At 64.2% G+C, this 25,239-nt stretch carries 19 protein-coding genes and 2 pseudogenes; 15 read left to right on the top strand and 6 right to left on the bottom strand.

The window, feature by feature from the left end; all coding sequences use genetic code 11:
* Positions 1-27: 27 nt before the first annotated feature.
* The 4 genes from G3T16_RS07165 to G3T16_RS07150 all read right to left on the bottom strand — a co-directional run bounded on the left by G3T16_RS07165 (position 28) and on the right by G3T16_RS07150 (position 6,835).
* Positions 28-1,287, bottom strand: a complete 1,260-nt coding sequence (locus G3T16_RS07165; protein ID WP_163494453.1) for a ribonucleotide-diphosphate reductase subunit beta — start codon at positions 1,285-1,287, stop codon at positions 28-30.
* A gap of 68 nt (positions 1,288-1,355) precedes the next feature.
* Positions 1,356-4,139 (bottom strand): ribonucleoside-diphosphate reductase subunit alpha, encoded by a 2,784-nt coding sequence (locus G3T16_RS07160; protein ID WP_163494452.1) that lies wholly within the window; start codon positions 4,137-4,139, stop codon positions 1,356-1,358.
* 592 nt (positions 4,140-4,731) lie between these two features.
* Positions 4,732-5,649: an ornithine carbamoyltransferase gene (gene argF / locus G3T16_RS07155; protein ID WP_163494451.1), complete on the bottom strand. Its 918-nt coding sequence runs from the start codon at positions 5,647-5,649 to the stop codon at positions 4,732-4,734.
* A gap of 31 nt (positions 5,650-5,680) precedes the next feature.
* Positions 5,681-6,835, bottom strand: a complete 1,155-nt coding sequence (locus G3T16_RS07150; RefSeq protein WP_163497000.1) for an aspartate aminotransferase family protein — start codon at positions 6,833-6,835, stop codon at positions 5,681-5,683.
* A 263-nt stretch (positions 6,836-7,098) separates the two neighbouring features.
* On the opposite strand from G3T16_RS07150, the gene grxD reads away from it, so the two are divergent.
* Positions 7,099-7,428, top strand: coding sequence for a Grx4 family monothiol glutaredoxin (gene grxD / locus G3T16_RS07145; protein ID WP_163494450.1), 330 nt, complete (start codon positions 7,099-7,101; stop codon positions 7,426-7,428).
* A 39-nt stretch (positions 7,429-7,467) separates the two neighbouring features.
* Here the strand turns inward: grxD and bfr are convergent, their stop codons facing one another.
* The gene (bfr, locus tag G3T16_RS07140; protein WP_163494449.1) at positions 7,468-7,950 is read right to left on the bottom strand and encodes a bacterioferritin; all 483 of its coding nucleotides are present in this window, start codon (positions 7,948-7,950) and stop codon (positions 7,468-7,470) included.
* Positions 7,951-8,245: 295 nt separating this feature from the next.
* On the bottom strand, positions 8,246-8,449 hold the full coding sequence (locus tag G3T16_RS07135) for a bacterioferritin-associated ferredoxin (protein WP_163494448.1): 204 nt from the start codon (positions 8,447-8,449) through the stop codon (positions 8,246-8,248).
* A 399-nt stretch (positions 8,450-8,848) separates the two neighbouring features.
* On the opposite strand from G3T16_RS07135, the gene G3T16_RS07130 reads away from it, so the two are divergent.
* The 14 genes and pseudogenes from G3T16_RS07130 to glgX all read left to right on the top strand — a co-directional run bounded on the left by G3T16_RS07130 (position 8,849) and on the right by glgX (position 25,228).
* Entirely contained in the window at positions 8,849-10,105 is a 1,257-nt protein-coding gene (locus G3T16_RS07130) for a glutamate-5-semialdehyde dehydrogenase (protein WP_163494447.1), read from the top strand.
* Positions 10,102-10,776, top strand: a complete 675-nt coding sequence (gene nadD / locus G3T16_RS07125) for a nicotinate-nucleotide adenylyltransferase (protein ID WP_163494446.1) — start codon at positions 10,102-10,104, stop codon at positions 10,774-10,776. Before G3T16_RS07130 ends, nadD begins: the two co-directional genes overlap by 4 nt.
* 23 nt (positions 10,777-10,799) lie before the next feature.
* Positions 10,800-11,174, top strand: a complete 375-nt coding sequence (rsfS, locus tag G3T16_RS07120) for a ribosome silencing factor (RefSeq protein WP_163494445.1) — start codon at positions 10,800-10,802, stop codon at positions 11,172-11,174.
* Positions 11,174-11,644 carry a 23S rRNA (pseudouridine(1915)-N(3))-methyltransferase RlmH gene (gene rlmH, locus G3T16_RS07115; RefSeq protein WP_163494444.1) on the top strand — a complete coding sequence of 157 codons (471 nt, stop codon included), beginning with the start codon at positions 11,174-11,176 and terminating at the stop codon, positions 11,642-11,644. Before rsfS ends, rlmH begins: the two co-directional genes overlap by 1 nt.
* Before the next feature lie 36 nt (positions 11,645-11,680).
* Positions 11,681-13,520 (top strand): annotated as a pseudogene (gene mrdA / locus G3T16_RS23040) (penicillin-binding protein 2).
* A pseudogene (gene rodA / locus G3T16_RS07105) lies at positions 13,520-14,655 on the top strand (rod shape-determining protein RodA). The pseudogenes mrdA and rodA overlap by 1 nt, the downstream one beginning before the upstream one ends.
* 40 nt (positions 14,656-14,695) lie before the next feature.
* Positions 14,696-15,682: a lytic murein transglycosylase B gene (gene mltB, locus G3T16_RS07100; RefSeq protein ID WP_163494443.1), complete on the top strand. Its 987-nt coding sequence runs from the start codon at positions 14,696-14,698 to the stop codon at positions 15,680-15,682.
* Positions 15,679-16,491 (top strand): septal ring lytic transglycosylase RlpA family protein, encoded by an 813-nt coding sequence (locus G3T16_RS07095; RefSeq protein ID WP_163494442.1) that lies wholly within the window; start codon positions 15,679-15,681, stop codon positions 16,489-16,491. The genes mltB and G3T16_RS07095 overlap by 4 nt, the downstream gene beginning before the upstream one ends.
* A 50-nt stretch (positions 16,492-16,541) precedes the next feature.
* Entirely contained in the window at positions 16,542-17,741 is a 1,200-nt protein-coding gene (locus G3T16_RS07090; RefSeq protein WP_332102875.1) for a D-alanyl-D-alanine carboxypeptidase family protein, read from the top strand.
* 11 nt (positions 17,742-17,752) lie between these two features.
* Positions 17,753-18,022 (top strand): YbeD family protein, encoded by a 270-nt coding sequence (locus G3T16_RS07085; protein WP_163494440.1) that lies wholly within the window; start codon positions 17,753-17,755, stop codon positions 18,020-18,022.
* A gap of 4 nt (positions 18,023-18,026) precedes the next feature.
* Complete coding sequence (gene lipB, locus G3T16_RS07080; protein ID WP_163494439.1) at positions 18,027-18,665, top strand: lipoyl(octanoyl) transferase LipB; 639 nt, start codon at positions 18,027-18,029, stop codon at positions 18,663-18,665.
* A gap of 67 nt (positions 18,666-18,732) precedes the next feature.
* Positions 18,733-20,838 carry a 4-alpha-glucanotransferase gene (gene malQ / locus G3T16_RS07075; protein WP_163494438.1) on the top strand — a complete coding sequence of 702 codons (2,106 nt, stop codon included), beginning with the start codon at positions 18,733-18,735 and terminating at the stop codon, positions 20,836-20,838.
* The gene (gene glgB / locus G3T16_RS07070; protein WP_232059298.1) at positions 20,835-23,081 is read left to right on the top strand and encodes a 1,4-alpha-glucan branching protein GlgB; all 2,247 of its coding nucleotides are present in this window, start codon (positions 20,835-20,837) and stop codon (positions 23,079-23,081) included. The genes malQ and glgB overlap by 4 nt, the downstream gene beginning before the upstream one ends.
* The gene (glgX, locus tag G3T16_RS07065; protein WP_163494437.1) at positions 23,078-25,228 is read left to right on the top strand and encodes a glycogen debranching protein GlgX; all 2,151 of its coding nucleotides are present in this window, start codon (positions 23,078-23,080) and stop codon (positions 25,226-25,228) included. The genes glgB and glgX overlap by 4 nt, the downstream gene beginning before the upstream one ends.
* The last annotated feature ends 11 nt before the right edge of the window (positions 25,229-25,239 follow it).

The following is a 25,239-nucleotide window of genomic DNA, read 5'->3' as shown; positions in this document are numbered from 1 at the left end:
GGGCGCGGACACCCCCGGCTGTTTGGCTCAGTCCCAGTTCAGGGCTCCGCCTGTCTGGTACTCGATCACACGGGTTTCGAAGAAGTTCTTCTCCTTGCGCAGGTCCATGATCTCGCTCATCCACGGGAACGGGTTCTGCGCCCCGGGAAACTGCTCCGGCAGCCCCAGTTGGGCCAGGCGGCGGTTGGCGATGAAGTGCAGATACTCCTCCATCATCGCCGCATTCATGCCCAGCACCCCGCGCGGCATGGTGTCGCGAGCGTATTCAATCTCCAGCTGGGTGCCCTCCAGGATCATCAGGATGGCCTCCTGCTGGAACTCCTCGGTCCACAGATGCGGGTTTTCCAGCTTGATCTGGTTGATCACGTCGATGCCGAAGTTCAGGTGCATGGACTCATCCCGCAGGATGTACTGGAACTGCTCGGCGACACCGGTCATCTTGTTGCGGCGGCCCATGGACAGGATCTGGGTGAAGCCGCAGTAGAAGAAAATACCCTCGGTCACCGCGTAGAAGCCGATCAGGTTGCGCAGCAGGGTCTGGTCGTCTTTCGGGGTGCCGGTGTTGAAGGTCGGGTCCGATATTTCGTGGGTGTGGCGCATGCTCCAGGCGGCCTTCTTGGCTACCGACGGCACCTCCCGGTACATGTTGAATACCGCACCTTCATCCATGCCCAGCGACTCGATGCAGTACTGGTAGGCATGAGTGTGGATGGCCTCCTCGAAGGCCTGGCGCAGCAGGTACTGGCGGCACTCGGGGTTGGTGATCAGGCGGTAGATGGCCAGCACCAGGTTATTGGCCACCAGCGAATCGGCGGTGGAAAAATAACCCAGGCTGCGCATGATGATGCGGCGCTCGTCATCGCTGAGCCCCTCCGGGTTCTTCCAGGTGGCCACATCGGCGGTCATGTTGATTTCCTGGGGCATCCAGTGGTTGGCACAGCCGTCCAGGTATTTCTGCCAGGCCCAGTCGTATTTGAAGGGCACCAGCTGGTTCAGGTCGGCGCGGCAGTTGATCATTGCCTTCTCGTCAACCGAGACCCGGGCGGCACCCATCTCCAGCTCTTCCAGGCCCTTGGCGATATCCAGTTCCTCCAGGGCCCGGGCTGCGGCAGCGATATTGTCCAGCGCCACCGGGTCGGGCGCAGTGGTTTCGCTCGCGGGCGCGGCGACTACCGGTGCCGTCTGCTCAGCGGCCGGAGTCTCCGGCGCTGCCGTGGGCGGCGGTGGCATTTTTCCGCTGCTGGCGGTGTTGGCCTCGTCTTTGTGATAGTCATCCCAACTCAACATGCTGTACTTGTCCTCGATTTCTCTGTGTCTGTCTTGTTAACGGTTTGTGGCCGGATGCCGGGGCCCGCCTACTGGCAGGCCTCGCAGTCCGGATCATCCAGTGAGCAGGCCGCCGGTACTGGCGCTGGCGATGCCTGCACCGTCTGGCCACCGGAAGATACAGCGTTCAGGTTGCCGGTACTGATGGTGGACTTCTCGGTACCGGTGGCCGCCAGCGAGCGCAGGTAGTAGGTGGTCTTCAGGCCGCTGTACCAGGCCATGCGGTAGGTGATGTCCAGCTTCTTGCCGCTGGCATTGTTGATGTACAGGTTCAGCGACTGGGCCTGGTCGAGCCATTTCTGGCGCCGGCTGGCGGACTCCACCAGCCATTTGGGCTCTACCTCGAAGGCGGTGGCGTAGATCGCCTTCAGGTCCTGCGGTACCCGGTCTACCCCCTGTACACTGCCGTCGTAGTATTTCAGGTCGTTGACCATGACACCGTCCCACAGGCCGCGGGCCTTCAGGTCATTGACCAGGTAGGGGTTCACCACGGTGAATTCGCCGGACAGGTTGGATTTCACATACAGATTCTGGTAGGTCGGCTCTATCGACTGGGATACGCCGGTGATATTGGCGATGGTCGCGGTGGGCGCAATCGCCATCACATTGGAGTTGCGCATGCCGCGGCTCTTCACGCTGGCGCGCAGGGCCGGCCAGTCCAGGGTCTGGCTCTTGTCCAGCTGGATGTACTTGGCGCCGCGCTGCTGCTCCAGGATGTCCAGCGAGTCGATCGGGAAAATGCCCTGGCTCCACAGCGAGCCCTCGTAGCTGGAGTAGACGCCGCGCTCCTGTGCCAGTTGGCTGGAGGCGTCGATGGCAAAGTAGCTGATCGCCTCCATCGAGCGGTCGGCGAACTCCACCGCCTGTTCCGAGCTGTAGGCGATATGCTGCTTATAGAGGGCGTCCTGGAAGCCCATGACACCCAGGCCCACTGGCCGGTGGCGCAGGTTGGAGCGCTCCGCCTGGGGTACCGAGTAGTAGTTGATGTCGATGACATTGTCCAGCATGCGCACCGCGGTGCGCACGGTCTTCTGCAGCTTGTCCAGATTGAGGCCGTTGTCGTCAATATGCTGGGGCAGGTTGATGGAGCCCAGGTTGCACACCGCGATCTCGTCCCTGCTGGTATTCAGCGTAATCTCGGTGCACAGGTTGGAGGAATGCACCACGCCCACGTGCTGCTGCGGCGAGCGCAGGTTGCACGGATCCTTGAAGGTCATCCAGGGGTGGCCGGTTTCAAACAGCATGGCCAGCATCTTGCGCCACAGGTTCTGGGCCCGCACCGTCTTGTGCAGCTTCAGCTTGCCGCAGCGGGCCTGCTCTTCGTAGTAGCTGTAGCGCTCCTCGAAGGCCTGGCCGTAGAGGTCGTGCAGGTCGGGGGCGTCGTTGGGCGAGAACAGGGTCCAGTCGCCGTCGTCGAACACCCGCTTCATGAACAGGTCCGGGATCCAGTTGGCGGTGTTCATGTCGTGGGTGCGGCGGCGGTCGTCGCCGGTGTTCTTGCGCAGTTCGACGAATTCCTCGATATCCAGGTGCCAGGTCTCCAGGTAGGAGCAGACCGCGCCCTTGCGCTTGCCGCCCTGGTTGACCGCCACCGCGGTGTCGTTGACCACCTTCAGGAACGGCACCACGCCCTGGGATTTGCCATTGGTGCCCTTGATGTAGGAGCCCAGGGCCCGCACCGGGGTCCAGTCGTTGCCCAGGCCGCCGGCAAACTTCGACAGCATGGCGTTGTCCTGGATCGCGCCGAAGATACCGTGCAGGTCGTCCGGCACTGTGGTCAGGTAGCAGGAGGACAGTTGCGGGCGCAGGGTGCCGGCGTTGAACAGCGTGGGGGTGGAGCTCATGTAGTCGAAGGAGGACAGCAGCTCATAGAATTCGATGGCGCGGGCATTCTTGTCCGCTTCCTCGGCCGCCAGCCCCATGGCTACCCGCATGAAGAAGATCTGCGGCAGTTCGAAGCGCACATCGTTGCTGTGAATGAAGTAGCGGTCGTACAGGGTCTGCAGGCCCAGGTAAGTGAACTGCAGGTCGCGCTCGGGCAGCAGCGCCTGGCCCAGGCGCGCGATATCGAAGGTTTTCAGTTTCGGGTCCAGCAGTTCCAGCTCGACGCCGCGCTCGACATAGGCGGCCAGTGCGCTGGCATACAGCTCGGTCATGTCCGCCTGGGTGGCCAGATCGGCCACGCCCAGGAAGCCCAGTGCCTCGGCGCGCAGGTTGTCGCACAGCAGGCGCGCGGCGACATAGCTGTAGTTGGGCTCCTTCTCGATCATGGTGCGGGCGGTGATCACCAGTGAGGTGCTCAGTTCGCTGGCGGTGACGCCGTCGTACAGATTGCGCAGGGCCTCGTCGATAATATGGGTGGCGCTGACATCGGCCAGCTCGAAGCAGGCCTCGGTGACAACGGTGTGCAGACGGGCCAGGTCCAGCGGCGCCCGGCTGCCGTCGGGCTGCACCACGGTGATATGGCCGGCGGCTTCCTGAGTGGCGGAGGACAGGGCTTTGCGGGCAGCGCGCTTGCGGGCCTGCTCTTCCCGGTAAATGACGTAATCGCGGGCAATCTTGTGTTCACCGGCGCGCATCAGCGACAGCTCCACCTGGTCCTGGATGTCCTCGATGTGGATGGTGCCGCCCGAGGGCATGCGCCGGCGGAAAGTATTGGCCACCTGGTCGGTGAGTTTGGCCACGGTCTCGTGGATGCGGCTGGAAGCTGCAGCCGTGCCGCCCTCCACTGCCAGGAAGGCCTTGGTGATGGCCACCGAAATCTTGCTCTCCTCGAACGGCACCACGGTGCCGTTGCGCTTGATGACACGCATCTGACCCGGAGCGGTGGCAGCAATACTGCCGCTGACGGGGTGGCTTTCCGGGTGCTGCCCAGTGCTGGGGCGGTGCCTGGCTGGTCGGTCTCTGTGTACATGTCAACTCCGAGGTGGTGGTGACCCATGGGGCCTTATTGTTCTGGGTTCAATTGTTCAGGGTTCCGGGATGAGCCGGGCTGGTCGCGGCATCGCCAGCGGCAGGACTGATGTGCTGCCTTGGCTCGGTATCTGGTCGGGGGCGCTTTGGGGCCGGGACGGGCCCGGTGCATTGCTTTTGCATACTGTCACACCTGAGTGCCTGGTCAGTGTATGCGAAAACCAGAATACCCAATATATGGGGGTGCCTGGCCCGATGTGATACAAGATAAAGCGGCCAGAGGGGCAATGCAAGGGAAGAACAATGGGTTATGCTGTGGATAACATGTGGGCAAACGCACAGGTCTGTGCCTGCTAACCGCACAAGCCGCGGTCCCTCTGTATCAGCCTCTCCCCGGGCCATTGTTACCGCGTTATGACAGCTATCTATTTATTTTTCATAAAAAACGGCAGTCATATTGGATGTGGTTATTAGCGGGGTGTTGCCAGCCTGTCAGGGCCGCTGGCTCAGCAGCAGGAACTCCATCAGTGCCTTTTGTGCGTGCAGCCGGTTTTCCGCCTCGTCCCAGATCACCGTGTCGGAGGCATCCATCAGTTCCGCACTGATCTCTTCGCCCCGGTGGGCGGGCAGGCAGTGCATGTACAGTGCATCGGCGGCGGCGTGACTCATCAGCTGCGCATTGACCTGGTAGGGCTGGAACTGATCGGCGCGCTGCTGTTGCTCGGCTTCCTGGCCCATGGAGGCCCACACATCAGTCACCACCAGATCGGCGCCGCGCGCGGCGGCCGCCGGATCCTGGCTGAGCTGGACCCGGTCGCGATTGGCGGCCAGCAGCTCCGCCGCGGGTTCGAAGCCGGGCGGGCAGGCAATGCGCAACTCAAAGTCGAACTGTCGTGCGGCATTGATGTAGGACTGGCACATGTTGTTGCCGTCCCCGACCCAGCACACAGTCTTGCCGGCCACCGGGCCGCGGTGCTCGATCCAGGTCTGCATGTCAGCCAGCAACTGGCAGGGATGGTAGTCGTCCGTCAGCGCATTGATTACCGGCACCGAGGAATGGCGGGCAAAGCGCTCTACGATATCGTGGCCGAAGGTGCGGATCATCACCATGTCCACCATCGACGAGATCACCCGGGCGCTGTCCTCGATCGGCTCGCCGCGTCCCAGCTGGGTGTCCTGGGGCGACAGGAACATGGCATGGCCACCCAGTTGTGCCATGCCGGCCTCAAAGGACACCCGGGTCCGGGTGGAGGACTTGGCGAAGATCATGCCCAGTACCGTGCCGGCGAAGTTGCGCTCATCGGTCCCCGCGCGGTGCGCCCGTTTCATCTGGGCCGCGCGCGCCAGCACGGCCTGCAGCTCGTCGGGGCTGAAATCGAGGAGGGTCAAGAAATGCCGGGGTGTGGTCATGGTCAGGTCCTGCCGCTCGGCGCCGGGCGCCTCAGTTGAAATCCTTGATCAACGCAATGAGACCTGCCGCCAGCTCATCCAGCTGGGCGTCGCTGATGATCAGCGGTGGCAGCAGGCGGATGGTGTTGCCGGCGGTGACATTGATCAGCAGGCCGGCGGCGAGCGCCCGTTCCACCAGTTCACCACAGTCACGCCGCAGTTGTATGCCCAGCATCAGGCCGCGACCGCGAATCTCCACCAGTGCGGGACAGTCGGCCAGGCCCTGCTGCAGTTGCCGGCGCAGGTAGTTCCCGGCCTCGGTGGCGCGGGCGGCCAGCTGCTCGCCGACAACGGTGTTGACCACCGCCAGGCCCGCCGCGCAGGCCAGCGGGTTGCCGCCATAGGTGGAGCCGTGGTGACCGGGTCCGAATACCTCCGCGGCGGCGCCGCGTGCCAGGCAGGCGCCGATGGGAACACCGTTGGCCAGGCCCTTGGCAGTGGTGATCACATCCGGCTGCAGGTCCATGCCCTGGCAGGCAAAATAGTGTCCGCAGCGGCCGTTGCCGGTCTGTACTTCATCCAGCATCAGCAGCCATTGCTGTTGGTCGCAGAGCGAGCGCAGCCCGTGCAGGAACTCCGGCTCTGCCAGCCGCACGCCACCCTCGCCCTGGATCGGTTCCACCAGCACCGCGACTACATCGGCGTTGTTGGCGGCGATCTGCCGAACCGCGGCCAGGTCATTCAGCGGCGCGCGGATAAAACCTGCCACCAGGGGCTCGAAGCCGGCCTGGATCTTGCGATTGCCGGTGGCGCTCAGGGTGGCCAGCGTGCGGCCGTGGAACGCATTGTCAAAGACGATGATGGCCGGTTTTTCCACCCCCCGCTGGTGACCGTAGAGCCGTGCCAGCTTGATCGCGGCCTCATTGGCCTCGGCCCCGGAGTTGCCGAAGAACACGCGGTCCATGCCCGCGGCCGCGGTCAGGGCCTCGGCCAGGGCTTCCTGCGCCGCCACCTGGTACAGGTTGGAGGTATGCAGCAGGCGCGCGGCCTGGGACTGTAGCGCGGCTGTTACCGCAGGGTGAGCATGGCCCAGGTTGGTGACGCTGATCCCCGAAAGCGCGTCCAGGTAGCGTCGGCCCTGGGTGTCGAACAGAAAGACTCCCTCGCCGTGACTGAAGGTCACCGGCAACCTGGCATAGGTTTGCATCAACGCGGACACGACTGCACTGCACTCCTGCTCTGACGGGTCCGTTGCGGGGCCCTGAAACGCAAAAAGGCAGCGGGGAGCTGCCTCATGAAACCTCGATAATAGCGGTATCGTCCGGCCTTGGCAATAATCCGGGCCATCACCGGCTGGCCGCGAACAGCGGGCGGGAAGTTCATTGCCCTGCCTGCGCGCAGGCTTGAATTCAGGTAAACTGGGCCCACATTTACCACGACGCGTCCACGACGACAAAGGTACCTGACAGTATGGATATTCTCGACACCATCAAAGAGCAAATCGAAGGCAACAGCATCCTGCTCTACATGAAAGGCTCTCCCAACCAGCCTCAGTGCGGCTTCTCGGCCCAGACCGTGCAGGCTCTGATGGCCTGTGGCGAGCGCTTTGCCTATGTGGACATCCTCGCCAATCCCGATATCCGCAGCAATCTGCCCAAATACGCCAATTGGCCCACCTTTCCGCAATTGTGGATCAACGGTGAGTTGATCGGCGGTTGTGATATCGTGACCGAGATGCACGAAAGCGGTGAATTGCAGACTCTGGTGAAAGAGGCCGCGGCCGCCCAGAGTGCCAGCTGAGGCGCTGCCGGGCCCCGCCAGGGGCCCGGCTCATGCCCGTTATTCGGGCTTTACAGTGTGCATCGCGGTTTGCAGGTAATTTTGCAGTCCGATCTTCTCGATCAGCCCCAGTTGGGTTTCCAGCCAGTCGATGTGTTCCTCTTCAGACTCCATGATCTCGACGAACAGATCCCTGGAAACATAGTCGCCCACTGACTCGCAGTGGGCGACCGCCTGTTTCAGGTCCTTATGCCCCATGTGCTCCAGCTTGAGGTCACACTCCAGCATCTCCCGGGTGTTTTCCCCGATCAGCAGCTTGCCCAGATCCTGCAGATTGGGCAGGCCCTCCAGAAACAGGATGCGCTCGATCAGCTGGTCCGCGTGCTTCATTTCATCGATGGATTCCTGATACTCGTGCTCGCCCAGCTCCCGCAGCCCCCAGTCCTTGTACATGCGCGCGTGCAGGAAGTACTGGTTGATCGCCACCAGTTCGTTGCCGAGAACCTTGTTCAGGTGTTTGATGACTCCCGCGTCGCCTTTCATCAGCGTGCTCCTTGCCTGTTCCCAAATGACCGCGAAGTATAGCAGGCAGTGTGATTGTGGTCAATTTAAGTTATTGATTTTAAAGCCAATTTCTAATGATAATCAAAGCGATTAGCATCCTGTCGCAGACCCGGTTGGGGCGCGGCGAGCGGCCCCTGCAACGACGACGCTGCGTCCCGCAACAACGGGCCCGGCGCCGCTCCCGATGCCGGGGACAGCGATACCGTCATGTCCTGATTTCTGGATGATGCCGGCGCTCTTGTGCCGGAACTTGAAGCAGGGTGAGGAGAGAGACTCAGCTGACGGCGTAGAACAGGCGCTGCTCGCCCGCCAGTTCGCTCAGGGACTCGTTGACGATATCCCGGGCCAGGCTGCCACATTTGCCGCACTGACTGGCGACGCCCAGCGACCGGCGTACCTCGCGTATGCTGTTGGCACCTTCAGTCACGGCGGTGCGAATCTGGGTGTCGGTGATGCCCTTACAGATGCATACGTACATGGTGACCCTGCGCAGCTGAGGAAAACAAATGTCCTTGCCATCGAACACTAATGCTAATGAGAATGATTGTCAACGTTCTTCGGGAATGTTTTTCAGGGTCCGGACTGAATGGTACTTACTTTGGCTCACTCCGGCGGCAGGTCGGCGTCCTGGGAGGGTGCTTTCGAGACCGTATGCGACATGGATGTCGCATCCGAGCCCCATGGAGGGGTTCACGGCGTGTCTCGAAAGCACCCTCCCAGGATGTCGACCGGGCTACGAAGCCCGGTCTTGAACTGGCAGGCGGGCGAGTCTGATGGGCTGTGGCACGCACAGGTGCGGTACAGCGGGCGGGCATGGGGTATAATGCCGCCCTTTATCAGCACAACAGCGCCGGTCCGGAGCGAGGCAAGCAGCAGGATGAGTATAGAGCAGTACATGCAGGAGCTGGGGCGCAACGCCCGGGCGGCGGCGCGCCAGGTGGCGGCCTCGTCCACCGCTGCCCGCAACAATGCCCTGCTGGCGGTTCGCGATGCGCTGGACGGTGATCGAGCCGCGCTGGCGGATGCCAATGCCGGGGACCTGGCCCGAGGCCGGGAACAGGGCCTGGACGCGGCGCTGCTCGATCGCCTGGAACTGACCCCGGCGCGGATTGACGCGATGCTTGAAGGGCTGCGCCAGGTCGCGGGCCTGCCCGACCCGGTGGGCAGCATCAGCGAGGTCAATACCATGCCCAGTGGTATCAGGGTCGGGCAGATGCGGGTACCGTTGGGGGTGGTGGGCATCATCTATGAATCGCGCCCCAACGTTACGGTGGAGGCTGCCAGCCTGTGCCTGAAAGCAGGCAATGCGACCATCTTGCGCGGTGGATCGGAGTCGCTGGCCTCCAATCAGGCGATCGCCAGCTGTCTGGGGGCTGGCCTGGCCGCCGCCGGCTTGCCGGCGACTGCGGTGCAGGTGGTGGCCACTGCCGACCGCGCAGCGGTGGGTCAACTGATTACCATGCCGGAATATGTCGATGTGATTGTGCCTCGCGGTGGCAAGGGACTGATAGAGCGCATCAGCCGCGAGGCAAGGGTGCCGGTAATCAAGCATCTTGATGGCGTCTGCCACGTCTATATCGATGCCGGCGCCGACCACCAGATGGCGCTGGACATTGCGCTCAATGCCAAGACCCACCGCTGCGGCACCTGCAATACCATGGAAACCCTGCTGGTGGCGGCGGCGGAAGCGGAGGCGCTGTTACCGGCGCTGGCACAGGCCTATGCTGCGGCCGGGGTGGAACTGCGCGGCTGCGAGCGCAGTCTGGCGCTGCTGCCGGAGATCACCCCCGCCACTGAGCAGGACTGGTACGAGGAATACCTGGCGCCGGTGCTGGCGCTGCGGGTGGTCGCCGACCTCGACGCCGCCATCGACCATATCAGCTGCTATGGTTCTCACCACACCGACAGTATCGTCACCCGCGACCATGGCCGTGCAATGCGCTTCCTGCGCGAGGTGGATTCCAGCTCGGTGATGGTCAACGCTTCCACCCGCTTTGCCGATGGCTTCGAGTACGGGCTTGGCGCCGAGATTGGTATCTCCACTGACAAACTGCACGCCCGCGGCCCGGTGGGGCTGGAGGGCCTCACCTCGCGCAAATACGTGGTCTTCGGCGAGGGGCAGGTCCGGCGTTGACAGCCGCAACGGCCCCGGCCGGGCTCATCGGCGTGCTCGGCGGCACCTTCAACCCGATCCACAACGGCCATTTGCGCTCTGCCGTGGAGTTGCTGGAGCAGCTCGATCTGGAGCGCCTGCACCTGATGCCCTGTGCCCTGCCGCCGCACCGCGCCGCGCCGCGCTGTCCGGCGGCGCGGCGCGCGGACATGGTGGCGCTGGCTGTGGCCGGGGAGCCGCGGCTGTGCTGCGATCGCCGGGAACTGGGTCGAGCCGGGCCGTCCTATACCGTGGACAGTCTGGCGGAGCTGCGCGCCGAGTATGGCCCCCGGCCCGGCCTGTGTCTGGTGATGGGTTGTGACGCGCTGCTGGGGCTGCCGCGCTGGCACCGCTGGCAGGAGTTGCTGAACTACGCCCATATCGTGGTTATCGCCCGCCCGGGCTGGGCGCTGCCGGGGCGGGGCGAGCTGAAGGACTGGCTGGACCGGCATCGCCTGCAGAGTGCGGTCCAACTGCGCCGGGCGCCCGCCGGTGGCGTGTTGCTGCTGGAGTTGAGCCAGCTGGCAATCTCCTCCACTGGCATTCGCGCGCTGCGCCAGGCCGGACGATCGGCGCGGTATCTGCTGCCGGATTCGGTACTGGACTATATTGAAAGACACCAGCTGTACACAGATGCGGCTGACACGGACTGACTACTGGAGAAAAAGAGCCACTGATGGAAGCTGAACAACTCAAGCAAATGGTCGTCGACGCGCTCGAGGACCTGAAGGCGGTCAACACCGCCACCCTGGACGTCACCGCTCTCACCGATGTGATGGACTACCTGGTGATTACCAGCGGCACTTCCAACCGGCATGTGAAGTCGCTGGCGGATCATGTCTGCATGGAGGCCAAAAAACAGGGTATGCGTCCGCTGGGCGTGGAGGGGGAGACCACTGGCGATTGGGTGCTGGTCGACTTCGGCGACGTGGTAGTGCACGTCATGCTGCCGGCGACCCGGGACTTTTACGACCTGGAACGGCTGTGGGTGGATGTACGGCCCGACGGCGCCCGTCCCGAGGTACCGGACGACTCTTCGCTGGAAGCCTGATGCGGCTGCGCGTCATCACCGTCGGCGGCAAGATGCCTGGCTGGGTGGCGGCGGCGGTGGCGGAGTACGGCAAACGTTTGCCGCGGGAGCTGAGGCTGGAATGGCGGGAGCTGCCGCTGGCCCGGCGGGGCCGGGACAGCCAGGCCGCCGCGCTGCGGGCGCGGGAGGGGGAGCAAATCCTGAAAGCAATCCCTGCCGGCGATCGCGTTATCGCGCTCGATGTCGAGGGCGAGAGCTGGAGCACACCCCAGCTGGCAGCGCAGCTCGAGGACTGGCAGATGTCCGGCGCCAGTGTCAGTTTGCTGGTCGGCGGCCCGGATGGCCTGGCGGCGGAGTGCCTGGCAATGGCGGAAAGGCACTGGTCCCTGAGTGCATTGACCCTGCCACATCCGCTGGTGCGGGTACTGCTGGCGGAACAGCTGTATCGGGCTTGGACAATTACGGTAAAGCACCCGTATCATCGCGGCTAGATTTCCGGGTCGCCAATAGAGCAGGCACAGCACCGCATGCCACAGCGTATTACCCTCAAGGATCCCAGCCGGGAGACGCGCATCTATGGGTCGCGCACCGTTACCGCGGTGCTGCTGGTGATCGCGCTGCTGGGCATGATCCTGCTGCGCTACTACGATCTGCAGATCAATAATTTCGAGAGCTACCGCACCCAGTCCGACCGCAACCGGGTTCAATTGCAGCCATTGCCGCCCAAGCGCGGCCTTATCTACGACCGCAACGGGGTGCTGCTGGCCGACAATCGCCCCAGTCATATCCTCTCCATTGTGCGCGAGCGGGTGCCGGACCTGGAGGCGACTCTGGCAGAGCTGCAGACCATGGTGCCGATCTCCGCGGCCGACCTGGAAAATTTCCACCAGAAGTTGCAGCGCCGCCGTCCCTACGAAGCCGTGCCGCTGCGGTTTCGCCTGACCGAGGATGAACGGGCGCGGCTGGCGGTGAACCGGCACCGCTTTCCCGGCGTCACAGTGGATGCGCAATTGGTGCGCCACTACCCCACGGCGAGTTGTTCTCCCACGCCATCGGTTACGTCGGGCGCATCAACGAACAGGAGGTACAGGAGCTGGACGAGCGGGACTATCGCGGTACCTTTCACGTCGGCAAGGTGGGCGTGGAGAAATACTACGAGGAGCTGTTGCACGGCGAGGTCGGCTACCAGAATGTCGAGACCAATGCCCACGGCCGGGTGTTGCGGGTGCTGGAGCGCTTTGATCCGGTGCCGGGGGAGGACATCACCCTGCACCTGGACTTCCAGCTGCAACAGACTGCCCACGCCGCCCTCGGCGAGCTGCGCGGCGCGGTGGTGGCGATAGACCCGTTGACCGGCGGTGTGCTGGCTCTGGTCTCCACCCCCGGCTTCGATACCAACCTGTTCGTCAATGGTATCAGCGGCCGCGACTACAGCGCGCTGCGCAATTCATTGGATGTGCCGCTGTTCAACCGCGCGGTGCAGGGCCAGTATCCACCGGGTTCCACAATCAAGCCGATGATGGCGATGGCCGGTCTGCAGTCGGGGTTGATAACCCCCGAAACCACCGTGCCCGATCCCGGCTGGTACCGCTTGCCCGGGGATTCCCGCCGCTACCGGGACTGGATCCTGAAGATTCGTGGTACCGGCCATGCGCCGCGGGTGGACCTGCAAATGGCAGTGGCCGAGTCCTGTGACGTCTATTTTTACGATCTCGCCCGCCGTCTCACCATCGATGGCATGCACGACTATCTGCAACCCTTCGGGCTGGGCGCGCGCACCGGCATCGATACCACCAATGAAGGTCCAGGGGTGCTGCCTTCCAGCCGCTGGAAACGGGACACGCTGGGCCAGCCCTGGTATCCGGGGGAGACCCTCAGCGCCGGCATCGGCCAGGGCTATATGCTGGCGACACCGCTGCAGTTGGCGGTGGCTACCACCGTACTGGCAACCAGGGGGAATACCGGACCCCCAGACTGCTGCGGAAGGCAGGGGGCGAGGTGCCGGAGCCGCTGGAAGAAAGAGGCGTTGCCGCCAGTGCCGAACACTGGGATGCGGTGCACGAGGCGATGCGCGCGGTGGTGCACAGCGCCCGCGGCACCGCCCGCAAGGCCGGTATAGGAATAGAGTATGAAATGGCCAGCAAGACAGGCACTTCCCAGGTGATCGGTATCGCCCAGGATGCCATCTACGTGGAGGAGGAGGTGGCGGAGCGGCACCGCAACCACGGCCTGTTCATTGCCTTTGCGCCGGTGGAGGCGCCCACTATCGCGGTCGCCGTGCTGATCGAAAACGGTGGCGGTGCCTCTGCCGCCTATCCCGTCGCCCGCCAGGTGCTGGACGCCTGGCTGCTGGCCGGGAGCAGCTGATGGGGGATTATGTCCGCCAGTTGCCGGGACAGAGTGCCGGCCTCGCCCGGCGGCCGCCGCTGGCACTGCGGCTGCACATCGACCTGCCACTGCTGTTGCTGTTGCTGCTGCTGACCTGCTTCGGCCTGGTGGTACTGTACAGTGCCTCCGGCCAGCGAGCCGCGGCGGTGATGCGTCAGGGGCAATATTTCCTGCTCGGCTACGCAGTGATGCTGGTGGCGGCGCAGGTGGACCTGAAACGCTATTTTCGCTGGTCTCCCTGGCTCTACCTGTTCGGCCTGGCCCTGCTGCTGGCGGTGATGTTTGCCGGCGTGGGAGCCAAGGGCGCCCAGCGCTGGCTCGCCCTCGGCGGCTTCCGCTTCCAGCCCTCGGAGATCATGAAGCTGCTGATGCCGCTGACAGTCGCCTGGTACCTGTCCGAGCGGATCCTGCCGCCGCGCCTGCAATACCTGTTGGCCTGTGGCATGATCATCGCGCTGCCCTCGGCCCTGATCCTGCTGCAGCCGGATCTGGGCACCGCCTTGCTGATTGCGGCCAGCGGCCTGTTCGTGGTCTTCATGGCGGGTCTCAGCTGGCGCTACATCGGGGGGTGGTGCTGCTGGCCGGGCTCTCGTCCTGGCCGGTGTGGATGTACCTGCTCAAGGATTACCAGAAGCAGCGTATCCTGACACTGCTCAACCCGGAGAGCGACAAGCTGGGGGCCGGCTGGAATATCATCCAGTCCAAGACGGCGATCGGCTCGGGCGGCTGGGAGGGCAAGGGCTGGCTCAATGGCACCCAGTCCCAGCTGGACTTTCTGCCGGAGGGACACACCGATTTCATTATCGCGGTACTGGCCGAGGAATTTGGTCTGCGCGGGGTGCTGGCGCTGATGGGTATTTACGCGCTGATCATCCTGCGCGGGTTCTGGATAGGCATGCACGCCGGATCCGGCTTTGGCCGGCTGGTGGCCGGCAGCCTGACGCTGACGTTTTTCGTCTATATCTTTGTTAACATGGGCATGGTGGCCGGTCTGCTGCCGGTGGTCGGGGTGCCGCTGCCGCTGGTCAGCGCCGGCGGTACCTCGGTGGTCACACTGATGGCCAGTTTCGGCTTGCTGATGGCAGTGAGCACGGAATCCGGTAGCGGGCGCTAGCGATGCCCCTGAGCGCAGCGGTGATGAGAGTCTCTGAACGATGAAAATACAGATGCAATGGGGTTTGGCTGCGCTGGGCCTCTGGTCGGCACTGGCAAGCGGCTCGATCAACTATGGCGAGCACGCCGCTGCCCGCCTGCTGGTCGACGAACTGGTCGCCGAGCAGGGCCTGGATCGCGAGCGCCTGCTGCAGGTGTTGTCCCAGGCCCAGCGCCAGGAGAGCATACTCGAAGCTATCGCCCGGCCGGCCGAAAAGGCCAAGCCCTGGCATGAATACCGCCAGATATTTCTTACTGAGCAGCGTACCCGCGAGGGGCTGGAGTTCTATGCCCGCCACCGCGAGACGTTGCAGCGCGCCGAGGCCGAAACCGGCGTGCCGGCCTCTGTGATCGTTGCCATTATCGGGGTGGAGACCTACTACGGCCGCATTGCCGGCAGCTACCGTGTCATCGACGCCCTGTCCACGCTGGCTTTCGATTACCCGCGGCGGTCGGCATTTTTTTCCAAGGAATTGAAGAACTACCTGATCCTGACCGAGGAACAGGGCATGGACCCGCTGGCGATGAAGGGGTCCTACGCAGGGGCGATGGGCTATGGCCAGTTCATGCCCAGCAGCTATCGCAGCTACGCGGTCGATTTCGACGGCGATGGGGTGACCGATATCTGGAACAATCCGGTCGACGCCATCGGCAGCGTGGCCAATTACTTCAAGCGTCACGGCTGGCGCAGCGGGGAAACCGTGGTGGTCGCCGCCGAGCCCGGGCCGGAGGTGCCCGCCGAGTGGTTCAACGCGGGCCTGGTGCCGGAGCGCACGGTGGCGGAGTTCGTCGAGGCGGGTCTGCAGCCGGGTCGGGAGCTGGATCCCGGGGCCCGCGCCACCGCCATCCGCTTTGAACTGGCCGAGGGGCATGAACACTGGCTGGGCCTGCACAATTTCTACGTGATCACCCGTTACAATCACAGCGCGATGTATGCGATGAGTGTGTTCCAGCTCAGTGAGCGGCTGGCAGCGGGGATTGACCAGTGAAGCGGCTCCTCGTCGCGGGGCTGAGCTTACTGCTGGCCGCCTGTGCGACCCGGGGCCCGGCGCCGGATCCGCAGCCCGTACCGCCGGTGGTTGATCGGGGCGGGCTCAGGGACGGGGCTCCGCCGCGCAGCATCCGCCCCGACCAGGTGCCCGACGCGGTGCCGCGGCCGGACCCGATCCTCAGCGCCGGCAACAAGAGCCCCTATACCGTGTTGGGGAAAACCTACGAGATCCTGCCCAGCCCGGCCAACTACCGCGAGCGCGGCATCGCCTCCTGGTATGGCACCAAGTTCCATGGCCAGAAGACCTCCAATGGTGAAATCTTCGACCTCTATGCAGCCACCGCCGCCCACAAGACTCTGCCGATTCCCTGCTATGCGAGGGTAACCAACATGGACAATGGCCGCAGCATTGTCGTGCGGGTCAATGACCGCGGGCCTTTCCACAGCGACCGGGTGATTGACCTTTCCTACGGTGCAGCGGTCAAATTGGGCTACATGGCGCGCGGTACCGCCCCGGTCGAGGTGGAGGTGATCAATCTCGCCGGTATCGACGACCGCCGCGGTACCCCTTTTGGCAGCTACCGCTATGTCCAGCTGGGAGCGTTTGGCTCCGAGACTTCGGCCCAGCGCCTGCGGGCGGAACTGGCGGCGCTGTTGAGCTCGCCGGTGGCGGTCAGCCCGGTGGACACCGGCGACGGCCTGCTCTACCGGGTGCGTATCGGACCGGTGGCCAGCAACGAGGAGCTGGAGTCAGTGCAGCGGCGGCTGGAGGCCAGCGGCTATAGCGGCAGCCAGCTGTTGCCATGAATACAGGACGACACTCTTCATCAACAATCAGCGACAGGTTTTTCGTATCTATGAAGCATTTTTTATTGACCGGCGCACTTCTGGTGGCAGCTGCCGCCATGCCTTCCGTCATTGCCCAGGTGCCGGGAGTCCCGTCCACCCAGGCGGCAACCGTGATTCCTGCACCGCCGCAGGTGGCCGCCAAGGCCTATTTCCTGATCGATGCCAACAGCGGCGCGGTGCTGGTTGAGCACAATGCGGACGAGCAGTTGCCGCCGGCCAGCCTGACCAAGATGATGACTGCCTATGTGCTGGCCAGCGAAATGGAGGCCGGCCGGGTCAAACCCACCGACATGGTGGCAGTGAGCAACAATGCCTGGTCGCAGAACCCGGTGTTTGCCGGTTCCTCGCTGATGTGGATCGAGCCCGGCACACCGGTGTCGCTGGCGGATCTCGAGCGCGGCATCATCATCTCCTCGGGCAATGATGCGACGGTGGCGGTGGCTGAACACCTGGCGGGCAATGAAGCTGCCTTTGCCGACATGATGAACGCTCACGCCGAAGCCATCGGCATGCAGGATTCCTGGTTCGTGAACTCGCACGGCTTGCCGGCGCCCGGCCAGTTTGTTACCGCGCGCGACCTGGCGAAACTGGCCGCCGCGATGATCAATAATTTTCCCGAACACTACGCCCTGTACAAGGAACTGGAATACACCTACGGCGGTATCCTCCAGTACAACCGCAACTCGCTGCTGCGCGAGGACCCCACTGTCGACGGGATCAAGACAGGATACACCCGGGAAGCGGGCTACGGGCTGGTGGCCTCCGCCGAGCGCCGCGGCATGCGGCTGATCTCGGTGGTACTGGGCACACGCAGTGCCAATGCCCGCAAGAACGAAACCCGCAGCCTGTTGAACTACGGTTTCCGCTTCTTTGAAACGGTGAACCTGTTCGATCCCGAGCAGGCGCTGGCAGAGCCGCGGGTGTGGAAGGGCCTGGCCCAGTCGGTCCGCGTCGGCGTCCTGGAGCCGGCGGTGGTCACCCTGCCCCGCGGCAAGCGCGAACAACTGCAAACAGAGCTGGAGCTGGCGGACAGCGTGGTTGCGCCGCTGGCCCGCGGCGACCAGCTGGGTACGGTACGCCTGAGCCTGGAAGGTGAGACGGTCCACGAGGCGCCGGTGGTGGCGCTGGAAGCCGTGGATCAAGCGGGCTTTTTCGCCCGCCTCTGGGACAGTATCAAGATGTGGATCAGCAAGCTGTTCAGCGTCTAGCGAGGCCGCCGATGAGTGCCCCTGAGCCCCCGAAAATCGAGTTTCCCTGCGCCTATCCGGTCAAGGTGCTGGGCCGCAGCACTGCCGATTTCGAGGCCGTGGTGCTGGCCGTATTCGAGCGCCATGCCCCCGGCTTCGAGCGGGACAAAATTACTGTCAGAAGCAGCGGCAAGGGCAGCTTTACAGCCCTCACCATCACCATTACCGCCACCGGTCCGGTGCAGCTCGAGGCCCTGCACGAGGAGTTGATTGCCACCGGCCGGGTGCAGATGGTGATTTGAGCTGATGGCAGGCTCGGAAATCCTCTGCAGGCGGCTCGGCGAGGTGGACTACCTGCCGTGTCTGGAGGCAATGAAGCAGTTCACGGACAGCCGCCGTGAGCAGACACCGGACGAACTGTGGCTGCTGCAGCATCCGCGGGTATTCACCCAGGGTCAGGCCGGCAGGGCCGAGCATGTGCTGGCGCCGGGGGCGATCCCGGTAGTGCAGGCGGATCGCGGTGGCCAGGTGACCTATCACGGCCCGGGCCAGTGGGTACTGTACCTGTTGGTGGACCTGCGCCGGCGCCAGCTGGGGGTGCGAGACCTGGTCACGCTCATCGAGGAAAGTATCGTCGAGCTGCTGGCCGGCCACGGTATAGCCGCTGCCCCCCGGGCCGACGCGCCCGGAGTCTATGTTGGCGGCGCCAAGATTGCCTCGCTGGGCCTGCGGGTGCGGCGCGGTTGCAGTTATCACGGGTTGGCGCTCAATGTGGACATGGACCTGACACCGTTTGCCGGCATCAATCCCTGCGGCCAGCAGGGCCTGCAGGTCACTTCGATGGCAGCGCAGCTGCCCGCCGCCGCGCTGGACATGACCGCAATTGGCGAAGCCCTGCTGGAGACTGTCTCGGCGCACTTGCCCGGTATGGCGACGCCGCAGTAAACGGTCACATCGGTAGCCCCACTTGTGCGGCTTGCCACAGACGCGCCGCAACCGTCAGTATATTGTCATGCAGCTGGACCGGGAGCGAGACGCGGTAATGGACGAACTGGAAAAACTGCTGTACCTCACTGGTGTCTCGTCGCAGTACCTGGACTACGGTGGCGAGCGGCGCGAGGTTCCCGCTGCCCACCGGCTGCAGGCACTGCGGGTGATGGGCTATGTACCCGATGACCCTGCTGCGGTGCGCGCCGCAGTAGCCGAGCTGGATGAAGCGCACTGGCGCCAGTGGCTGGATCCGTGCTATGTGGTGGCTGCGGCGCGGCCCGGACTGCAGCTGCATTGCCACCCGCGAGAGCTCGCCGAGTGTCTGCAATGGCAGCTGAGCACAGCGGAGCAGGAGGTGGCCCGCGGTGAATGGCGGCCGGGCGTCGAGCCGGAAGTGGGTGATTACCACAGCGACGGGGTGCGCTACAGTGCCCGTGAGTTGGTGTTGCCGGCGTTGCAGCCGGGTTATTACACCCTGCGCATGTGGCACCGGGAGCGCACCGAGAGCAGCCAGGTGATGGCCTGTCCCGAGCGCTGCTTTGACGCTGCCGACCCCGACCAGCGGCTGTGGGGCGTCAGCTGTCAGTTGTACACGCTGCGCTCCGGACGCAACTGGGGTATCGGTGATTTTACTGACCTGCGCCAGCTGCTGGACCTGGCCGCCGGCGCCGGCGCCGATCTGGTGGGTCTCAACCCGCTGCACGCCCCCTGCAGTGACAGCCCCGATGCCGCCAGTCCCTACAGCCCTTCCGACCGGCGTTTCATCAATCCGCTTTACATAGATCCCGAGCAGCTGCCAGAGTGGGCCGCTGTCGCAACCGGTGAAGCTGTCGGCCACTGGCAGGAGTCCTGCCGGCAGTTGCGGTCCGAGGCCCTGGTGGACCACGAACGCGTCGCCCAGCTGAAATACGCGGCCTTTGAGGCTCTGTTCGACCAGTTTGTGTCGATGCAGGCGGCCACTGCCCGGGGCCGCCGGTTCGCCGAGTTCGAGGCCGCCGGCGGGGCTTCACTCAGCGGTTTCGCGGACTATGAAGCGGACCACAACCCGTTCGCGGACCGCCACCGGCAGGACCCGCGTTTTCACAGCTGGCTGCAGTGGCTGGCTATCACCCAGCTGACCGCATGCCAGCAGCATGCCCGCAGCATCGGCATGCGTGTGGGACTGATGCGGGACCTCGCAGTAGGTTCGGTGGTGCGCGGCTGTGAAGTGCAGCAGACGCCGGGGCTGTACCTGCCCGGCGCGACCATAGGCGCGCCGCCGGATCCGTTCGCCCACGCGGGCCAGGACTGGGGCATGCCGGTGCTGCATCCGCAACGCCTGCGGCAGCAGTGCTACCGGCAGTTCATTGAGCTGCTGCAGTGCAACATGCTTGCCAGTGGTGCACTGCGGATGGATCATGTGATGTCGCTGCTGCGACTGTGGTGGTGTTTGCCCGCCACCGAAACCGGGGCCGCCGCGGGATTGTATGTCTATTATCCTTTGCAGGAGCTGCTGGCCCTGCTGCGGCTGGAAAGCTGGCGCAACCAGTGCGCGGTAGTGGGCGAAGACCTGGGCGTGGTACCAGCGGAGCTGCGCCTGCGGATGCATGAGTCCGGGGTGTACGGCAATCGGGTGCTGTATTTTGAACAACACCACGACCGGCGCTTCAAGGCCCCGGCGGAACACCAGGACGAGGTCTTGCTGATGGTTAGCAACCACGATGTCCCCGCGCTGGCAGATTGGTGGCAGGGCAGTGACTTGCAGCGCCGCCAGCAACTGGGCCTTGTTGCCGACGAAGCAGCATTGGCCGGATTGTTGCAGGAGCGTATTACGGACAAGCGGCGGCTGCTGGAAGCATTGGCGGCAGAGGCACTGTTGCCGGCATCCTGGTCCGGTGCAGCGCCGGACCGGGTCTTTGACATGGCGTTGTGCAGCGCGATTCACCGCTTTTGTGCGCGCAGCCGGTCGCGGCTGCTGCTGCTGCAACTGGAGGACCTGCAACTGATGCGGGAGCCGGTCAATATTCCCGGCACCTACCGTGAATACCCCAACTGGCGCCGCAAGCAGGCGCTGGACACCGACGCGATATTCGCCGCACCGGCAGTTCGGCAACTGCTGGCCGCGGTCAACCAGGAGCGTATGACGTGACATTATCCTCCGTTCCCTACCGCCCGCTGCTGGACAGCCGGCAGATCGAGGCGCTGATGCAGGGCCGCCACCCGGACAGCTTTGCAGTGCTGGGGCTGCATCGACAGCCCGGCGGCAGCGGCCTGGTAGCCCGGGCGCTGCTGCCCTGGGCGCGCTCGGTGACGCTGGTTGCGCGAGATGGAGACAGCCCGCCGCTGATGTTGCAGCGGCTGCACCCCGAGGGCCTGTTCGAGGCCGTGGTGGAGCATCGGCAGCAACCCTTCGACTATTACTGGCAGGTAGAGACCGGGCACGGCACAGTCGCGCTGGAGGACCCCTACCGCTTTGCCTCCGCCATTAGGGACGAGGATTTTTACTACTTCAGCGAAGGGACCGAGGAGTTTGCCTGGCGCAAACTGGGTGCGCATCCGCGCCGGCTACAGGATATCGACGGGGTGCTGTTCACGGTCTGGGCGCCGGCGGCTCTGCGGGTATCGGTGGTGGGTGACTTCAATGGCTGGGATGGACGCCAGCACGCGATGCGCAGACACCCAGCCAGTGGTATCTGGGAGTTGTTCGTGCCCGCGGTGGCCGACCTGGCGCACTACAAGTACGAAATCGTCGATGCCTCGGGCCACCTGCTGCCGCAGAAGGCGGATCCCTACGGCGGCTCCATGCAGCATCCACCGGAGACCGCCAGCCGGGTGCAACTGGGAGGCAGGCCCTACCGCTGGGGGGATGCGGACTGGATGGCCCGGCGCGATGCCCAGCACAGGCGGCCGGTCAGTATCTACGAAGTCCATCCGGCCTCCTGGCGCCGCCGTGAACAGGACAACAACCGCTACCTGAGTTACCTGGAACTGGCGGACGAGCTGATTCCCTACGCGCTGGACCAGGGCTTCACTCACCTGCAATTGATGCCGATCAATGAGTACCCCTTTGACGGCTCCTGGGGTTACCAGCCTGTGGGCCTGTACGCGCCCACCATTCGTTTTGGAACTCCCGACGAATTCCGCCACTTTGTCGATCGCTGTCACCAGCAGCAGTTGGGAGTGCTGCTGGACTGGGTGCCGGGCCACTTCCCGTCGGATCCGCACGGCCTGGGGCGGTTCGACGGCAGCGCCCTGTACGAGCACGACGACCCCAGGTTGGGTTTTCACCCCGACTGGAATACCTTCATCTACAATTACGGTCGTGGCGAGGTGGCCAGTTTCCTGCTCAGCAACGCCAATTACTGGCTGGAGGAATTTCATCTGGATGGCCTGCGGGTGGATGCGGTGGCTTCCATGCTGTATCTGGATTACAGCCGCGAGCCGGGTGGGTGGCTGCCCAACGTCCGCGGCGGACGCGAGAATCTGGAGGCGATCGCATTTCTGCAGCGGGTGAATGAGCGGGTCCATGCCCGTCATCCGGGCGTCATGATGGTGGCGGAAGAGTCGACGGCCTGGCCCGGGGTGTCGCGGCCGGTACATGCCGGTGGGCTGGGCTTCGGGTTCAAGTGGAATATGGGCTGGATGAACGACTCTCTGCGCTATATCGCCCGCGATCCGATCCATCGCGGCTATCACCACGATGAGCTCACCTTTGGCCTGGTGTATGCCTGGCAGGAAAACTTCATTCTCTGCCTGAGCCATGACGAGGTGGTGCACGGCAAACGCTCGTTGCTCAACAAGATGCCCGGCGACGAATGGCAGCAGTTTGCCAATCTGCGGGCCTACCTGGGCTTCATGTGGGGTCACCCGGGCAAGAAGCTGTTGTTCATGGGCGGAGAGTTTGGCCAGCGCCGGGAGTGGAACCATGACCGCGGCCTGGATTGGCAGCTGCTGCAGCAACCGCTGCATCGCGGCCTGCAATCGCTGGTGCGGGACCTGAACCGGCTCTACCGGTCACTGCCGGCACTGCATGAGCTGGACTGTGACCCCGCTGGTTTCCAGTGGTTGCAGGCCGACCGCAGGGACATCTCGGTGTTCGCCTGGTTGCGCCGCGGCGAAAATCCCCGCGACCAGGTGCTGGTGCTTGTCAACCTGACCCCCGGTGTCCATCACGACTATCGGGTGGGAGTGCCAGCGCCGGGCCGGTATCGGGAATGCCTCAACACCGATGCGCTGGACTACGGCGGCAGCGGGCAGGGCAATCTCGGCGGTGTCGAGGCCGTATCGCGGCCCTGGGATGGCCAGCCCTGTTCGCTGCTGTTGACCGTACCCCCGCTGGCGACGGTGGTGCTGAGTCTTGACGCTGGCGCAGGGAGTGCTGCCAGCACATGAAGATCGTCGCTGGAGAGCCGCGTCCGCTGGGCGCCACCTGGACCGGAGACGGCGTCAATTTCGCGCTGTTTTCGGCCCATGCGGAGGCCGTGGAGCTGTGCCTTTACGATCCGTCGGGCCTGCATGAGGTCGCACGGTTGATGTTGCCGGACAAGACTCACGATGTCTGGCACGGCTTCGTGCCGCGGTTGCAGCCGGGCTACTGCTATGGCTACCGTGTGCACGGCCCCTATGAGCCGCGTGCCGGTCACCGTTTCAATCCCCACAAACTGCTGCTTGATCCGTATGCCACGCGTCTGCTCGGGCGCTACCGCTGGGACGAGGCCAACTTCGGTTATGCCCGCAGCGATGAGGCGCTGGACCTGGTGCCCGACGCTCGCGACAACGCCGTCTTCGTTCCCAAGGGGGTCGTCAGCGCCGCCAGCGAATGGTGCAACAACGCCATCAGTCCGCTGGTGCCCTGGCGCCAGACGGTGATTTATGAAACTCATGTGCGCGGCTTCACCATGCGTCACCCGCAATTGCCCGAGGCGCTGCGCGGCCGCTTTGCCGGCCTGGCGCAGCCGCAGCTGATCGACTACCTGAAGGCGTTGGGTATCACCACGGTCGAACTGCTGCCGGTGCACGCCTTCATCGACGAGTACCACCTGCACGAGAAAGGGCTTGGCAACTATTGGGGCTACAATACACTGTCCTTCTTCGCTCCCCACCCGGACTACCTGGTGGATGGCGAAGTCGACGAGTTCCGGCAAATGGTGGACCGCCTGCACGAAGCCGGGCTGGAAGTGATCCTGGATGTGGTGTTCAACCACAGCTGTGAAGGCAATCACCTGGGACCGACCCTGAGTTTTCGCGGCATCGACAACCTGTCCTATTATCAACTGATGCCCGGCGACCGCCGCTTCTACGTCAACGACAGCGGCTGTGGCAATACCCTGAACCTGGGCCATCCGCGGGTGATGCAACTGGTGATGGACAGCCTGCGCTACTGGGCGGGCTACATGGGGGTGGACGGCTTTCGCTTTGATCTGGCCACGGTGCTGGGCCGCACCGAACAGGGTTTTGACAGCGCCGCCACCTTCTTTCAGGTCGTCGCCCAGGATCCGCTGCTCGCCTCCTGCAAGCTCATTGCCGAGCCCTGGGATATCGGTCCCGGCGGCTACCAGCTGGGCCACTTTCCCGCCAACTGGAGCGAATGGAATGACCGCTACCGGGACACCGTGCGGCGTTTCTGGCGCGGCGACCAGGGCCAGCTGCCGGAACTGGCGCGGCGCCTGCATGGCTCGGGCGACATTTTCGAACACGCCGGCCGCCGGCCCTCCGCCAGTATCAACTTCATTACCAGCCACGACGGCTTTCCGCTGCGGGATCTGGTGAGCTACCGCCAGCGTCACAACGAGGCCAATGGCGAGGACAACAATGACGGTCATCGGGAAAACCTGAGCAGCAACTTCGGCGTGGAGGGCCCCACCGACGATCCCGCCATCGACGCACTGCGCTGGCAGATGCAACGCAATTTCCTCGCCACGCTGGCCGTATCCCAGGGCGTGCCGATGCTGCTGGCCGGCGACGAGCGCGGCCGCAGCCAGCAGGGCAACAACAATGCCTATTGCCAGGACAATGCGCTCAACTGGCTGGACTGGGAGGCGGCCGGCGAGCAGCCACAATTGCTGCTGGCCTTTACCCGCAAGCTGCTGGCGCTGCGCCGGCAGTTCCCGGTGCTGCAGGCGGACGTGTACCGCCATCGGCCGGATCATCCCCGCGACGACGGCATCCAGTGGCTCAACGGCGACGGCCTGGTGATGCGTGAGGAGCACTGGCACGAGCATCTCAACCAGCTGCTGGGCTACCTGCTCACCGATACCAGCGGCGCCGCCGATGGCCCGCCGCGCTATCTGCTGGTGATATTCAATGCCGCGGCGGAGCGGTACCACTTTACCCTGCCGGCGACCCCGGCCGGATCCTGGCAGCTGTTGGCCGATACCGCCCGACCCGCCATCGGCGAGGCGTCCCGGGAGAGCTACGAGGCGCGGACAACGCTGGAACTTGCGGCGCACTCGGTGCAGATCCTCAACAATAGCGGGGCAGCCGCCCCGGCCACCGTCAAACGCTCACCCTGGAGTGAGCCGGAGCACACGCTATCGTGAATCAGACCCTG

The sequence above is a fragment of the Kineobactrum salinum genome (assembly GCF_010669285.1).
GTDB classification, from domain to species: domain Bacteria; phylum Pseudomonadota; class Gammaproteobacteria; order Pseudomonadales; family Halieaceae; genus Kineobactrum; species Kineobactrum salinum.
Note: the sequence above shows the minus strand (reverse complement) of the source record. Positions and strands in the feature narration are given on the sequence as shown.

Excerpts from the sequence above, each read along its gene's own strand:
- G3T16_RS07165 (WP_163494453.1), bottom strand. The coding sequence starts at position 1,287 with ATGTTGAGTTGGGATGACTATCACAAAGACGAGGCCAACACCGCCAGC.
- G3T16_RS07160 (WP_163494452.1), bottom strand. The coding sequence starts at position 4,139 with ATGCGTGTCATCAAGCGCAACGGCACCGTGGTGCCGTTCGAGGAGAGC.
- argF (WP_163494451.1), bottom strand. The coding sequence starts at position 5,649 with ATGACCACACCCCGGCATTTCTTGACCCTCCTCGATTTCAGCCCCGAC.
- G3T16_RS07150 (WP_163497000.1), bottom strand. The coding sequence starts at position 6,835 with ATGCAAACCTATGCCAGGTTGCCGGTGACCTTCAGTCACGGCGAGGGA.
- grxD (WP_163494450.1), top strand. The coding sequence starts at position 7,099 with ATGGATATTCTCGACACCATCAAAGAGCAAATCGAAGGCAACAGCATC.
- bfr (WP_163494449.1), bottom strand. The coding sequence starts at position 7,950 with ATGAAAGGCGACGCGGGAGTCATCAAACACCTGAACAAGGTTCTCGGC.
- G3T16_RS07135 (WP_163494448.1), bottom strand. The coding sequence starts at position 8,449 with ATGTACGTATGCATCTGTAAGGGCATCACCGACACCCAGATTCGCACC.
- G3T16_RS07130 (WP_163494447.1), top strand. The coding sequence starts at position 8,849 with ATGAGTATAGAGCAGTACATGCAGGAGCTGGGGCGCAACGCCCGGGCG.
- rsfS (WP_163494445.1), top strand. The coding sequence starts at position 10,800 with ATGGAAGCTGAACAACTCAAGCAAATGGTCGTCGACGCGCTCGAGGAC.
- rlmH (WP_163494444.1), top strand. The coding sequence starts at position 11,174 with ATGCGGCTGCGCGTCATCACCGTCGGCGGCAAGATGCCTGGCTGGGTG.
- mltB (WP_163494443.1), top strand. The coding sequence starts at position 14,696 with ATGAAAATACAGATGCAATGGGGTTTGGCTGCGCTGGGCCTCTGGTCG.
- G3T16_RS07090 (WP_332102875.1), top strand. The coding sequence starts at position 16,542 with ATGAAGCATTTTTTATTGACCGGCGCACTTCTGGTGGCAGCTGCCGCC.
- G3T16_RS07085 (WP_163494440.1), top strand. The coding sequence starts at position 17,753 with ATGAGTGCCCCTGAGCCCCCGAAAATCGAGTTTCCCTGCGCCTATCCG.
- lipB (WP_163494439.1), top strand. The coding sequence starts at position 18,027 with ATGGCAGGCTCGGAAATCCTCTGCAGGCGGCTCGGCGAGGTGGACTAC.
- malQ (WP_163494438.1), top strand. The coding sequence starts at position 18,733 with ATGCAGCTGGACCGGGAGCGAGACGCGGTAATGGACGAACTGGAAAAA.
- glgX (WP_163494437.1), top strand. The coding sequence starts at position 23,078 with ATGAAGATCGTCGCTGGAGAGCCGCGTCCGCTGGGCGCCACCTGGACC.